Origin of the sequence: Actinomadura sp. NPDC048955 (assembly GCF_040649435.1) — a bacterium.
Classification (GTDB): Bacteria; Actinomycetota; Actinomycetes; order Streptosporangiales; family Streptosporangiaceae; genus Spirillospora; species Spirillospora luteofluorescens.
Genome location: NZ_JBEZJI010000001.1, coordinates 248,725 through 262,160, shown reverse-complemented (window position 1 = coordinate 262,160; position 13,436 = coordinate 248,725). Strand labels below are relative to the sequence as shown.

The following is a 13,436-nucleotide window of genomic DNA, read 5'->3' as shown; positions in this document are numbered from 1 at the left end:
TACGCGATGTTTACGGCAACGCGCCGAAAACCTACCGAAATATGCCCTGCTGCAGACGCGGGGCGGACCGTGGAGGCACCGGGCCCGACCGGACCGGTTTCGGCCGGACGGGGGTCAGCCGGTCCCGCGGGCCGCGCGGCCGAGCACCGCCGGCGCCTTGCCGCCCTCGATCAGCAGCGACAGCAGGTTCTCGTCCTTCTCGTCGCCCTTGCCGTCCAGGCGCTGCGCCCACGACACCACCGCGAAGTGCCCCATCGCGAGGCCCCGGGCCATGCCGAAGCCGCGCCCGAAACGGTCCAGCGGGGCGGGCGCCTCCAGGGGCCGGACGAAGCCCGCGCCGATCGTGGTCTCCAGCCTCGCGACGAACCGGTCGGCGTCCGCGGACCCGGCGAGGTTGAACACGGCCACGGACAGCGCGTACCCGTGCTCGGTGTCGGAGTAGATCGCGCGCGCCGCCTGTGTGCAGCCGCCCTTGCCGAGCTCCTCGCCGACGGATCCGCCCCACACGGCGGCGGCGCAGTCGCCGTCCAGCCGCTTGGCGCGCAGCTTCACCGAGACCTTCCCGTCGGGAAGAGGCAGCTTCGCCGCCGCGGACGGGAACGCCTCGCCCTCCGTGAGGGGTTTCGGGTCCGCGCCGCGGTTCGCGATCCCCGCGTAGGCGGAGCTGGACGGCGAACTGGAGTAGGACGTCGGTGACGGGCCGGTCCCGGCGGGACGCCCGATCGCCGCACCGGGGGCGCCGCCGGGCTTCGGCGCGGAGTCGCCGCCGCCGGTCAGGGCGACGACGCCGAGGCCGAGCAGCACCAGCACGCCCAGGACGGCAGCCGCACCGAAGTAGAGCTTCGGACCCGGCCCTCCAGCGCGGCGCGCCGCGGCCTGCCCGGGTTCCGCCGCGCCGGAACGTTCCGAGGGCCTGCCCGCGTTCTTGGCCTTCCCGCGCTGGGCCTTCCCGCGTGGTGCCCTCTCGCGCTGAGGCTTGCCGCGCTGGGCCTTCTCGCGCTGGGCCTTCTCGCGCTGGGCCTTCTCGCGCTGGGGCTTGCCGCGCTGGGCTTTGCCGCGCTTCTCCGGGCGCCTGGGGCGGGCCTGGTGGGCGGCGGGCCCCTCGGGCGGGAGGGCGCCTCGGGCGTCCTCGCCGGACGCGAACGGGCCGTCCTGGCCGCCGTCCTCGTAGGGGGCGTCCCCGTACGGGACGCCCTCGTACGGATCGTCGTCGTAAGGCGTCCGCGGTGGCGGCGGGGCCGGGCGTTCCCGGCGCGCCGCAGTGCGGCGGGGCGGCGGCGTCCGGCGCGGGCCGCCCGACCGGGACTGCGCCGTCCGGCGCCCGGCGGGCTGCCGGCGGCCCGGACGGTTCACCGGAGGCCGCCCAGAGCCGCCGCGGCGGTGCTCATCGGGATCCACGACGGCGCAGACTACTCGCCGCGGGCGCAGGACGCGCCCGCGCCCGGCCGGCTCACTGCCCGGCCTTCCCGCCGGAGACCAGGTCGAGGCGCCCGTACAGGAAGTCGGCGGCGTTCTCGATGACCAGGCTCACATCGATCATCTCGTTCAGCGAGGCGGGCTGCGCGCCGCCGGCCCGCTCCACCCAGGTGACCACGGCGTAGTGGCCGTAGGTCTTGGTGTAGGCGGCGGAGAACCCGGGCCCGAACGCGGGGGTGCCCTTCGGCTGCAGCGGGGACACCCAGCCGGCGCCGGTCGCCGGATCCAGGTCGCGCAGGATCTGCTTGACGCCCTCCTCGCTCACGAGGTTGATCACGGCGAACTGGCCGACGTGCTTCTTGTCGGCGCTGACGTACGCCGCGCGGGCGACCTGGCTGCACTGGTACTTGGCGAGGTCGCCCTGCAGCCGGCCGCCCCAGGTGGCGGCCTTGCAGTCGGAGCTCAGCTTGGACTCGGCCAGCGTGAAGGTGTACTTGCCCGACTTCAGCGTCTTGGTGGAGAACGCCTCGCCCTCGGTGATCGGGCGGGAGTCGTTCGAACGCGAGGCGAGCTTGGCGAAGCCCTCGCCGAGGTAGTCCGGCGCGTAGGCGGTCGGCACCGCCCGCTGCTGCGGCTTCGCCTCGTCGCCCCCGCCGGTCAGCAGGAGCACCGCGACCACCGCGACGACCACCGCGACCAGCGCGGCGGCCGCGCCGAGCAGCAGCTTCGGACTGGGGAGCCTGCGGCCGGACTTGTCCTCCGGCCAGAAGTCCCGCCGGCGGCCCTCGGCGGCCTCGGCGGAACCGGTGTCAGAAGCCTCGATCACAGCCCCGGAGCTTAGCGGTCCGGGTCCCCCTCGCGCGCCCAAAAGGGTGTTTCGCCCAGATTCCTTGGGCTACAGCCCGTTACTGCCGATCAGCGCGCCGAAGCCATAGGTGATCAACGCCGCGGCGGCGCCGAACAGGAGCTGCCGCGACCCGCCGAACCACCACGCGCGGGCCGTGATCCGCGACACCAGCGCCCCGGCGCTGAAGAGCCCGAGCGCCGCGATGCCCGCCGCGGGCCACAGGCTGGTCGCGCCCAGCAGGTACGGCAGCACCGGCAGTAGCGCGCCGACCGCGAACGACAGGAACGACGAGCCCGCCGCCAGAAGCGGCGAGGGCAGGTCGCCGAGCGTCACCCCGAGCTCCTCCCGGGTGTGGACCTCCAGGGCCTCGTCGGGGTCGCGGGACAGCTGCCGCGCGACCTCGGCGGCCGTCTCGGGGTCGACGCCGCGCGCCTCGAAGACCTCGGCCAGCTCCCGCTGCTCGGCCACCGGGTGGCGGGCCAGCTCCAGCCGCTCCACCTCGATCTCCGCCTGCGCCAGCTCCGACTGCGAGGCGACCGAGATGTACTCCCCCGCCGCCATCGAGAACGCGCCCGCCGCCAGGCCCGCGAGGCCCGCCAGCAGCACGACCTTCTGGGTCGCCTGGCCGCCCGCGACCCCGGCGATCAGGGCGAAGTTGGAGACCAGCCCGTCCATCGCGCCGAACACCGCCGGCCGCAGCCAGCCGCCGGTGACGTCCCGGTGCTGGTGGTGCTGCTCCGGCCGCACGCCGTGCTTCTCGCCTGTATCGGACACCGTCGCCGTTTCCTACTTCCCGTCCTTGACGGGCTCCCCCTTCTCCACCCGGTCGTGGTCGGCGGCACCGTCGGCCTCATTCTCCCCGGCCTCGTCCGCAGCCTCCGCGGCGGGGGCCTCGCTGCGAGCCTCGGACTCGGCCTCCGCATCGGCCCCGGCCACCGGCTCGGGCTCGCCCTCCGGCTCGGCCGCCTCGCCGGCCTTCGCCTCCGGCTCCGGATCCTCTTCCGCGGCCTCCGGGACGGGCTCGGGCTCCTCGACGGCCGTCGCCTCCGGCTCCCCGCCGTCCGGCTCGGGCGCCGCCTCAGGCTCCCCGGCCTCCGGGGCCCGGGCCTCGGCCTCCGGCTCCGCAGCCTCGTCCTTCGCCGCGGGCTCCACGACCGGTGCCGCGTCCGCGGGCTCCGCGGCGGCTTCGGCGGTGCCGTCGTCCGGCGTCCCGGGCTTCGCCGCGGACTCCTCCGCTACGGGGACGTCGCCGGGCGCCGCGACCGGGGCGCCGACGTTCTCGGGGCCGGTGCGGCCTCGGGCCATGTACAGGTAGGCGACCGCGCAGGCGAAGACGACGATGGACGTCCAGTCGTTGAGCCGCAGCCCGAGGACGTGGTGGGCGTCGTCGATGCGCAGCGCCTCGATCCAGCCGCGCCCGACCGTGTAGGCGGCGACGTAGAGGGCGAAGGCGCGGCCGTGCGTGAGCTTGTAGCGACGGTCGGCCCAGATCACCAGGATCGCGACGCCGACGCACCACAGCGACTCGTACAGGAACGTCGGGTGGTAGGTCGCGACGTCGGCGTACTTGGGGTCGAGACCGGGCCCGCCGTCCAGCATCGGCCGGTGGTTCTCGTCGATCTTCAATGCCCAGAAGGTGTCCAGCGGACGGCCGTACAGCTCCTGGTTCCAGTAGTTGCCCCAGCGGCCGATCCCCTGCGCGAGCGCGATGCCCGGGGCCACCGCGTCGCCGAGCGCCAGCACCGAGATCCCGCGCCGCCGGCAGCCGATGATCGCGCCGACCGCGCCGAGCGCGACGGCGCCCCAGATGCCGAGGCCGCCCTTCCAGATCTCCAGCGCCCGGACCGGGTCGCCGCCCTCCCCGAAGTAGCGCTGGTAGTCGGTGACCACGTGGTAGAGCCGCCCGCCGACCAGGCCGAACGGCACCGCCCACACGGCCACGTCGATGATCACGCCGGGGGTGCCGCCCTTGGCGGCCCAGCGGCGCTCGCCGAGCCAGACCGCGGCGACGATGCCGAGGATGATCATGATGGCGTAGGCGCGCAGCGGCACGGGGCCGAGGTGCCAGACGCCCTGCGAGGGACTCGGTATGTAGGCGACCGGGTGCATGACCGTTGACGTTACCGCCTCCGGGGCACAGCGCGCGCCTCCTCTAGGACCGCGACGAGATCGTCATCTTCGCCGCCCCGGCGCCCGCGCCGCCCGCCGTGCCGCTGGACTGCGTGCTCCCCGGGACGGGCGCGCCGCCCCCGGCCTCCGCGACGGCCTTCCTGAGCTCGCTCGGCGAGGCCAGGGCGTCGTTTCCAACCTTTTTACCGTTCAGCGCGAGATACGGGGTCGCGTCGACGCCCGCCCGGCCGGCCTGGGCGCTCGCCTGGTTCACGGTCTTGATCTGCTGGTCGCCGCGGACGCAGTCGGCGAAGGACGGGTCGGCGACCCCCAGCCGCTCGCCCCACGCGACGAGGTCACGGGTGGAGAAGCCCGTGTCGCCCTCGGGCGGCTGCTCGGCGTACAGCTTGTCGTGGTAGGCGACCCAGTGGCCGGCGGGCATGCAGGCGGCGGCGTTCGCGGCGCGCCGCGAGTTGGACATCAGCGGGTCCTGCTGGAAGAGCTGGAACGGCCGGTAGACGACCTTGACCTTGCCCTGCGCGGCGAGCTCCTTCATCGTCGCGCCGACCCGCTCCTCCATCGCCTTGCAGGCGGGGCACTGGAAGTCCTCCCACACGTCCAGGACCGGCGAGGCGACGCCCGGCTGCGCCATGGCGACCGACCCGTCCTGCTGGCGGGTGGCGGGCGCCAGCGCGCCCTTGTAGGAGTTGCGCAGCGGCTCCTCGCCGCTGCGGGAGAGCGCGACGACGACCACCACGACCGCGACCGCCGCCACGGCGAGGGCGCCGAGGACGACGAGCAGCGCCCGCCGGCGCCGCACCCGGGCCGCGGCCCGCGCCCGATCCTCCGCGAGCCGGTCGCGCGCGGACGGTTCCCTGCCCTGCTCGCTCATCCGATCCCCCGATCGCCACTCTGCGTGTTGGTGAGCGTCTACGAGAGTAGCGGGCGGGGCGCTCGCGGGCGATGGGAAAACGCCACGCCGCGCCGTCCCGGGAGGGGGCGGCGCGGCGTGGCGGTTCGGCGTTCAGGCGTCCCGGACGCGGCCGGTCACTTGCTGGCGGCCGCGGACTCGATCTGCGCGCGCAGGGCGGCGGGGTTCATGAGCGCCGACTGGTCGAGCGACTTGCCGTTCAGGAAGACGCTCGGGGTGCCCTGGACACCGCGGTCCTGCAGGGCGTACTTGGTCATCGCGTCGACCGTGGACTTCTTCTGCCCGTCCCGCACGCACTTCTCGAAGTTCGGGTCGGTGACGCCGACGTCCTTGCCCCACTTGACGAGGTCGTCGGGCGAGAAGCCCTTCTCGCCCTCGGGCGGCTGGAACTTGAAGAGCGCGTCGTGGTAGGAGACCCACTGGCCGGCCGGCACGCACAGTGCCGCCTCGGCCGAGCGCAGCGAGTTGGTGCGGACGGGGTCCTTCTGCTGCCCGAACAGGTGGAAGGGCCGGTAGACGACCTTGACCTTGCCCTGCTGGGCGAGCTGCTGGACGGTCTTGCCGGTGGCCTCCTCGAACTGCTTGCAGATCGGGCACTGGAAGTCCTCGAAGATCTCCAGCTCCGGCTTGCTCACCCCGGACTGCGCCATGAGGATGGAGCCGTCGGCCTGGCGGCTGACGGGGGCGAGCGCGCCCTGGTGCACCTCGGCCCGGCCGTTCTTGTTCTTCTGGTCGATGATGAGGACGGTCGCGACCACGATCACCGCCACGACCACCACCGACCCGAGGACGATGGCGAGCAGCCGCCGCTGCTTCTCCCGCGCCGCCTGCCGCTTGCGCTCTTCGGCCAGGCGCTCTCTCGCGGACCGCTCTCGTGCGGCCTTGCTCATTGGTTCTCCTAAGCGTGCGGACGCGCGCCGGCACCGTGCGGCGCGCTACGACGGCGAGACTAGTCGACCTGGCCGACCCGCCGGAATTCGTCGGCCAGAACGAGGAGGAACAGCAGGACGGTGATGGCGTGGACGCCGGTGCACCACAGGCAGATCTTGTGCAGGAGCGCCAGCTCCACGGTGACCAGGTAGACCACGAACAGCACGCCCACCGCGGTGGACGCGACCCGGCCCCACCGCAGCGGCGACCAGGTCGACCGCAGCGCCCACGGCGTCATCAGCGCACCGAAGGCCACGAAGAACGCGAGGCCGAACAGCGGCATCGGGATGCCCGCCAGGGTGGAGTACTCGCTGGTGGTGACGGCGTGGCAGTCCACCGTTTTGGACGCCGAGCACACCAGGGCGCCCTCGTCGTAGTGCGAGATCGTGAGGTAGACGGAGATGGCGAGCCCGCCGAGGGTCAGCACCCACGCCGCGATCTGGAGCCACGCGGGGGGCGGCGGCTGCTCCGCAGCCGCCGCCCGGCCCTTCACCGTCATCTCTTGCGCCATCGTGATCCTCCCGGGACCGCCTGTGCCGGCGACCACACCCTATTGGCTGCCGGCGGCCCCACAAGCCTTCAACTCGGGCGGGGGCGCGGCGAGTTCCCGCGACCTGCCGGGACGTCCGCGCGGAGCCGGGTTTCGCCGGTCCCGCCCGGACACCCGGGGCTGTCCGGAACGATCAGCGGCCGTGCCGGACGCCCGCGGCGAGCTCCTCGGTGAGCGCCCGGACCCCGGCGAGGCCGGCGGCGAGGTCGGGGGCGTCCAGCAGGCGGCGGATGAACGCCGACCCGACGATCACGCCGTCGGCGAACCCGGCGACCTCGGCGGCCTGGGCGCCGGTGCCGACGCCGAGGCCGAGGCCGACCGGCAGGGCCGAGCCGGCCTTGTCCAGGACGGCGCGGGTCCGCTCGACCAGGCGCGGGGCGCCGGTGTCGAGGGCGGAGCGGGCGCCGGTGACGCCCATCAGCGAGGCCGCGTAGACGAAGCCGCGGCACGCCCGGGTGATCGCCTCGATGCGCTCGTCGGTGGAGCTGAGCGCGACGAGGAACACGCGGTCGAGGCCGTGGGCGTCGGACGCCTCCAGCCACGGCCCGCCCTCCTCGGGCGTGAGGTCGGGCGTGATCAGGCCGGATCCGCCGGCGGAGGCGAGGTCGCGGGCGAACCGGTCGACGCCGTAGTGGTCGACGGGGTTCCAGTACGTCATGACGAGGACGGGGACGCCGGTGGCGGCCACAGCCTCGACCGTGCGGAACACGTCGGCGACGCGGACGCCGCCGACGAGCGCCCGGTGGACGGCGTCCTGGATGGTGGGGCCGTCCATCATCGGGTCGGTGTAGGGCAGGCCGATCTCGATGACGTCGCAGCCCGCGTCCACCATCGTCTTGGCGGCCTGCACGGCCCCCTCGTAGCTGGGGAACCCGGCGGGCAGGTACCCGACGAGCGCGGCGCGCCCGTCGGCCTTGGCCTTGTCGTAGGCGGTCCGGGCGCTCACGCGTTCTCTCCCTCGGGCATCAGGCCGAAGAAGGTGGCGGCCGTGTGCATGTCCTTGTCGCCACGTCCGGACAGGCACACGACGATCGTGGCGTCCGGGCCGAGTTCCTTGCCGACCTTGAGGGCGCCGGCGAGCGCGTGCGCGGACTCGATCGCCGGGATGATGCCCTCGGTGCGGCACAGCAGCGCGAACGCCTCCATCGCCTCCGCGTCGGTGATCTCGCGGTACTCGGCGCGGCCGGTGTCGTGCAGCCACGAGTGCTCGGGGCCGACGCCGGGGTAGTCGAGCCCGGCGGAGATCGAGTGGGTTTCGAGGGTCTGGCCGTCGTCGTCCTGCAGCAGGTAGGTCCGCATGCCGTGGATGACGCCGAGGGAGCCGCCGACCAGGGTCGCGGCGTGCCTGCCGGTGGCGACGCCGTCGCCGCCCGCCTCGAAACCGATCAGCCGGACGGACTCGTCGCCGACGAAGGCGTGGAAGGTGCCGATCGCGTTGGAGCCGCCGCCGACGCAGGCGACCACGGCGTCCGGGAGGGCACCGGTCATCTCCACGCACTGCCGCCTGGCCTCGACGCCGATGACGCGCTGGAAGTCGCGGACCATCACCGGGAACGGGTGCGGGCCCATGACCGAGCCGATGCAGTAGTGGGTCTCGTCGACGCTGGCGACCCAGTCGCGGAACGCCTCGTTGCAGGCGTCCTTGAGGGTGCGGCTGCCGGTCCGGACGGGGATCACCTCGGCGCCGAGCATCCGCATCCGGGCGACGTTGAGGGCCTGCCGCTCGGTGTCGACCTCGCCCATGTAGACGGTGCAGGTCAGGCCGAGCAGGGCGGCGGCGGTGGCGGTGGCGACGCCGTGCTGGCCGGCGCCGGTCTCGGCGATCACGCGGGTCTTGCCCATCCGCCGGGTGAGCAGCGCCTGGCCGAGCACGTTGTTGATCTTGTGGGACCCGGTGTGGTTGAGGTCCTCGCGCTTGAGCAGCACCCGCGCGCCGGCGTGCTCGGAGAAGCGCGCGGCCTCGGTCAGCAGGCTGGGACGGCCCGCGTAGTTGGCGAGCAGGTCCTCCAGCTCGGCGGTGAAGGCGGGGTCGTTCTTGGCGGTCTCGAACTCGCGGGCGAGCTCGTCCAGGGCCGCCATGAGGGCCTCGGGGGCGAACCGCCCGCCGAACCGGCCGAAGTGGCCCGTGGCGTCGGGCAGGGGTCCAGCACCGCGCGCGGCGGTGTCCATGGTCATGAGAAAACGCGTCCTGTCGTGGGAGAAGCGGCTGATCCGGTCACTGGGGTCCTGGACTAGCCCCGCCATCGCTCCCGGAGCGGTTCGACCTGCATGCCCGTAACCCTATCCACTCGTCGCGGGAGTCTCTCAGCCGCTCTGCCGCAGCGCCGGGTGGGCGCCGGCGGCGACGAGGTCGGCGACCGCGGCCCGCGGGTCCTTGCCGATCACGAGGCTCTCGCCGACCAGCACAGCGTCGGCGCCGCTGGAGGCGTAGGCGAGCAGGTCGTGCGGGCCCCGCACCCCGGACTCGGCGACCTTCACGACGTCCTTGGGGATGAGGGGCGCGACCCGGGCGAACACGCCGCGGTCGACCTGCAGCGTGCGCAGGTCGCGGGCGTTCACGCCGATGACCTTGGCGCCCGCGTCGACCGCGCGGGCCGCCTCCTCCTCGGTGTGCACCTCGACGAGCGGGAGGAGCCCGATCGACTCGGCGCGCTCGACCAGCGAGACCAGGGCGTCCTGCTCCAGGGCGGCGACGATCAGCAGCGCCATGTCGGCGCCCGCGGCCCGCGCCTCCCACAGCTGGTAGGAGGTGACGATGAAGTCCTTGCGCAGCAGGGCGATGTCGACGTTGGCGCGGACCTCGGCGAGGTCCTCCAGGCTGCCGCCGAACCGGCGCCGCTCGGTCAGCACGCTGATCACCTTGGCGCCGCCGGCCTCGTAGTCGCGGGCGAGCGCGGCGGGGTCGGCGATGGCGGCGAGCGCGCCCTTGGACGGGCTGCTGCGCTTGACCTCGGCGATGACCGAGACGCCCTGCCCGCGCAGCGCGCCGAGCGCGTCCCTGGGGGCCGGGGCCTTCGCCGCCCGCTCCTTGAGGGCGTCGAGCGGGACCTCGCGCTGCCTGTCGGCGAGATCGGCCCGGACGCCTTCGATGATCTCGTCCAAAACGCTCAAGGTCGCAGGCCCCCTATTTCAGGTCGTTCCGTGCACCGATCGTAGCCGCCCCCTCCGACGCGTCCCGCACCCGGGAGGCCCGTCGGGGCTCCCCGCCGGCCGGGCCGCGCGTGTCAGGGCGCGAGCACGTGCGCGAACGGCAGGTTGCGCACGATCCAGTAGACGATGAGAAGGCCGACGAACGAATACGCGACGGCCGGCGTGAACAGGGTGGACCGCATGGGCAGCCCCTGCGCGGTCCTGAGCGTCCACCGCGCGTACAGGTACCCGAAGACCGGGAGCAGGACGAAGAGCAGCGGGTTGAGGCCGAACGCGGTGCCCACGTGCCCGTGCGCCAGCGCGTAGACGAGCCGCGTCATCCCGCACCCGGGGCAGTAGTAGCCGGTCAGCGCCAGGAAGGGGCAGCCCGGGTAGTGCCCCGGCTCGTTGGGATCCGCCCGGAACGCGATCACCAGGACGCCGCCGGCGACCCCGGCCAGCACCGCCGCGTGCGGCGCGAACGCCCGCGATACGCGAGTCACGTCGTCCACCCTAGGCGTCCAGGACGTAGCCGACGCCGCGCACGGTCCTGATGGGGTTGCCGTCGCCGAGTTTGGCCCGCAACTGGGCGACGTGGACGTCGACGGTGCGGCTCCCGGCGCCGGCTCCGGGCCCCCACGCGGCGTCGAGGAGCTGCTCGCGGGTGAAGACGCGGCCCGGGTTGCCCATCAGGAACTCGAGGAGGTCGAACTCGGTGACGGTGAGGGCGACGCGACGGTCGCCGACGACGGCCGCCCTGTCGTGGGTTTCGAGGGCGATGCGGCCCGCGCGCAGGGGGCCGGGCGCCTGGGCGGGGCCGCCGGCCCGCAGGGCCTCGGCGACCGCGGCGACGAGGACGCGGGGCCCGAAGGGCCGCTCGACGCGGTGGTCGCCGAGAGCTCGCGCGATCATCGGGTCGAGGGGGCCGGTCACGGCGACGACGGGCGCGGGCCGGGCGGCGTCGGCGACGCGCCGGTACAGGTCGACGGGCAGCGCCGAGGTGGACAGGTCCAGCACGACGACGTCAGGACGCAGGCGCCGCGCCGCGGCGGGCGCCCGCGCGGGATCGGCCTCGATCTCGACGTCGAAGCCCTCCCGGGCGAGGTAGCGGCGCTCCAGCTCGGCGACGGCGGGGTCGTGCTCGATCACGAGGACGGCCCCGCCCCCGTCGATGCTCACGACCGCTCGTGCGCGGTCGGGTCCTCACCACGATCGAGCGACTTCCACAGGGCGGACGGATCGTCCTCCGCCGCCTTGCGCGGCGCGCTGCGCTCGTAACGGGCCGACATGCCAGGCCAACGCGCCCCCCGCACGGCGGTGAGGATCCCGCCCACGGCCAGAACGACCCCACCCGTGACCGACACAAGCCACCACAGATTGACGTCCAGCACAGGGTCCGCGCCGAGTCGCAACAGAGCGCTCTTGTCACCAGCGGCCGCCAGCACACTCGACCGCTGCACACTCACGGTGGACGCATAGGCGATGCCCACACCGAACAGGGCAATCAAGACACCCACCCCAGCGCGAACCCGCCCCCGGGTCGCCAGCAGAGCGGCAAGCCCAGCAAGCCCGGCCCACCCGAGCGCACCGGCCGCACCACCAAGGTCGCCCCCGGTCAGCTGCTGCGAGAACGGCGTGATGGCGTCCTGCGCCCTGACAGTGGCCCAGGTACGCCCGGCAGCAAGCAGCGCAAGCCCAGCTCCCGCAGCACACACCAGGGCCGTAAGCCCACGTTCACGCCCAGGCGTCATGACACGCGCCACTCCCCGACCACCACAGCAATCGAGAAGACCAATGACGTTCCCAGGGACATGCGCCCAAGTTTATTGCAGCCCCCAGAACCCCCGCCCCCACCCCACCCCAGTCACTGAAGCACCCCCACAACACCCAGAAGAACGTCGACAACATCCAAACCGGGTTCGAGCTTGCGAGACCCCCAGCGCGAGCGAGCCGCCAGGCGAGCAACGCGAACAGCACCACTCACCAACACAAGCCCCAGGGCCGCTAGGCCCGAAGGGCGACCCAGACCACCACGGCCGCGCCGACCTCAGCCGACGGCGCAACCACGCAACAAGCGAAGGGATCGCGATCGCGTCCAACGGCAGGTTCGAGCGAAGCAAGAACCTGATCGCGCAGCGAGCCGCAAGGCGAGCCGAAGCGATGCCAGCGATCGCAAGCGTTTATCGACGATGGAGGGCCGCCAGGCCCGAAGGAGGAGAAAAACGCAATAAAACAGAGCCCGCCTCCCCCTGGCGGTGGGGGGCGGGCTCTGCCACGTACGGCTGGCGGGCCTTACAGGGGGACGACCTGGTCGGCCTGCGGGCCCCGGTTACCCTGCGTCACTTCGAACTGGACGCGCTGGTTCTCGTCCAGGCTGCGGTAGCCGGAACTCTGGATGGCCGAGTAGTGCACGAAGACGTCCGGCCCGCCGCCGTCCACGGCGATGAAGCCGAAGCCCTTCTCGGCGTTGAACCACTTCACGGTGCCCTGCTGGGGCATGTCTTTCTCCTTGCGGCAAAACCTGGGCCCACACCTCGCGGGCCCGTGCGGTCGCTGCGGAACGCTCTCGCCCCCGGTACGGTCCCGGAAAAGCCAAAACGCCCGCTGCCATCAGTTCGCGGGCGTCTTTGAACGATCGAGAACCACGACTGCAACCGACCGCCCCACCGTATCACCGGTTCCGCGTAAAGCGGAGGAGCCGCAAGACTTGCGATTCTCCTCTCGGCGAACCGTGCCGTTACCTGCCCGTTAAAGACTCCAACCGGTCTCGGTCAGGGTCTTGACAGCGTCCGTGGCGCCGGTGAGGCTCACCTTCGCGACGTCCCGGCGGCCCAGTGCCCACAGGACGAGTTCGCCTACCGGGCCGTGCACGCGGACGGCTCCGCGACCGCCGCCGGAGACGCGGGCGGCCCGGCCGTCGGGCCGGACGAAGGTTACCTCGACCTGAACTTTCCTTAGGACAAAGCGGGCAATTTTTATCCTTCGCCAGAGTAGTTCCTCTAGTTCCGGCGAGAGGGCGCGGGGCTCCCAGTCGGGGCGTGCACGCCGGACGTCCTCGTGGTGAACAAAGAACTCGACGGCGTTCGCGTTTTTGTCGACTCCGGGAAGGGCGTAGGGGGAGAACTTCGGCGGCCCCTGCGCGAACCGTTCCACGAGCCGTTCGAACGGAACGGCGCGGGCCGTCCGGCGCCGCACCCGCTCGGTGTAGAAGGCCAGCGGGGGAAGCAGGATCCCGGGGGCCGCGTCGGGGCGTCCTTCGCGGACGACCAGATGGGCGGCCAGGTCGCGGGCGTTCCAGCCGGCGCACTCGGTGGCGGCCTCCGGTCCCGCCTCCGACAGTGCCGCTGCCAGCAGCAGCCGTTCGCGGCGGACCGGGCCGGGGTCCGCCGGGCCGGATCCGTCCTGCTTCGGGGCGGACGGCGCGGGGCCGTCGTCGGGCGTGCTCATCGGCCGATCGTAGGCCGCGGGCGGGCGGCCGGGAATAAGCGCCCCGGCTGGATGGTAGGGAATATCCGGCCCCACAA

General features: G+C 73.1%; 15 protein-coding genes. All 15 read right to left on the bottom strand.

The window, feature by feature from the left end; genetic code table 11:
- Positions 1-114: 114 nt before the first annotated feature.
- The 15 genes from AB0C84_RS01270 to AB0C84_RS01200 all read right to left on the bottom strand — a co-directional run bounded on the left by AB0C84_RS01270 (position 115) and on the right by AB0C84_RS01200 (position 13,359).
- On the bottom strand, positions 115-1,398 hold the full coding sequence (locus tag AB0C84_RS01270; RefSeq protein ID WP_361059967.1) for a hypothetical protein: 1,284 nt from the start codon (positions 1,396-1,398) through the stop codon (positions 115-117).
- 52 nt (positions 1,399-1,450) lie between these two features.
- Positions 1,451-2,242 carry a hypothetical protein gene (locus AB0C84_RS01265; protein WP_258939041.1) on the bottom strand — a complete coding sequence of 264 codons (792 nt, stop codon included), beginning with the start codon at positions 2,240-2,242 and terminating at the stop codon, positions 1,451-1,453.
- Between the two features lie 69 nt (positions 2,243-2,311).
- Positions 2,312-3,037 (bottom strand): VIT1/CCC1 transporter family protein, encoded by a 726-nt coding sequence (locus tag AB0C84_RS01260; RefSeq protein WP_258939040.1) that lies wholly within the window; start codon positions 3,035-3,037, stop codon positions 2,312-2,314.
- Positions 3,038-3,049: 12 nt separating this feature from the next.
- Positions 3,050-4,372, bottom strand: coding sequence for a prolipoprotein diacylglyceryl transferase (gene lgt, locus AB0C84_RS01255; RefSeq protein ID WP_361059963.1), 1,323 nt, complete (start codon positions 4,370-4,372; stop codon positions 3,050-3,052).
- A 43-nt stretch (positions 4,373-4,415) separates the two neighbouring features.
- Positions 4,416-5,264, bottom strand: a complete 849-nt coding sequence (locus AB0C84_RS01250) for a thioredoxin domain-containing protein (protein WP_361059960.1) — start codon at positions 5,262-5,264, stop codon at positions 4,416-4,418.
- Positions 5,265-5,419: 155 nt separating this feature from the next.
- Entirely contained in the window at positions 5,420-6,193 is a 774-nt protein-coding gene (locus AB0C84_RS01245) for a thioredoxin domain-containing protein (protein ID WP_361059957.1), read from the bottom strand.
- Between the two features lie 59 nt (positions 6,194-6,252).
- Entirely contained in the window at positions 6,253-6,744 is a 492-nt protein-coding gene (locus tag AB0C84_RS01240; protein ID WP_361059954.1) for a vitamin K epoxide reductase family protein, read from the bottom strand.
- Positions 6,745-6,916: 172 nt separating this feature from the next.
- Entirely contained in the window at positions 6,917-7,729 is an 813-nt protein-coding gene (gene trpA, locus AB0C84_RS01235; protein ID WP_361059951.1) for a tryptophan synthase subunit alpha, read from the bottom strand.
- Positions 7,726-8,958 carry a tryptophan synthase subunit beta gene (gene trpB, locus AB0C84_RS01230; protein ID WP_361059948.1) on the bottom strand — a complete coding sequence of 411 codons (1,233 nt, stop codon included), beginning with the start codon at positions 8,956-8,958 and terminating at the stop codon, positions 7,726-7,728. The genes trpA and trpB overlap by 4 nt, the downstream gene beginning before the upstream one ends.
- A 129-nt stretch (positions 8,959-9,087) precedes the next feature.
- Positions 9,088-9,894 (bottom strand): indole-3-glycerol phosphate synthase TrpC, encoded by an 807-nt coding sequence (gene trpC / locus AB0C84_RS01225; protein WP_179842742.1) that lies wholly within the window; start codon positions 9,892-9,894, stop codon positions 9,088-9,090.
- Between the two features lie 113 nt (positions 9,895-10,007).
- Positions 10,008-10,415 (bottom strand): DUF2752 domain-containing protein, encoded by a 408-nt coding sequence (locus AB0C84_RS01220; protein WP_361059944.1) that lies wholly within the window; start codon positions 10,413-10,415, stop codon positions 10,008-10,010.
- A gap of 10 nt (positions 10,416-10,425) precedes the next feature.
- Positions 10,426-11,091 (bottom strand): response regulator transcription factor, encoded by a 666-nt coding sequence (locus AB0C84_RS01215; protein WP_361059941.1) that lies wholly within the window; start codon positions 11,089-11,091, stop codon positions 10,426-10,428.
- A complete protein-coding gene (locus tag AB0C84_RS01210) occupies positions 11,088-11,663 on the bottom strand; it encodes a Trp biosynthesis-associated membrane protein (protein WP_179842745.1) in 576 nt (191 codons plus the stop codon). Before AB0C84_RS01210 ends, AB0C84_RS01215 begins: the two co-directional genes overlap by 4 nt.
- 541 nt (positions 11,664-12,204) lie before the next feature.
- Positions 12,205-12,411, bottom strand: a complete 207-nt coding sequence (locus AB0C84_RS01205) for a cold-shock protein (RefSeq protein ID WP_030144886.1) — start codon at positions 12,409-12,411, stop codon at positions 12,205-12,207.
- A gap of 249 nt (positions 12,412-12,660) precedes the next feature.
- Positions 12,661-13,359 (bottom strand): TIGR03085 family metal-binding protein, encoded by a 699-nt coding sequence (locus AB0C84_RS01200; protein WP_338742494.1) that lies wholly within the window; start codon positions 13,357-13,359, stop codon positions 12,661-12,663.
- Positions 13,360-13,436 lie beyond the last annotated feature (77 nt).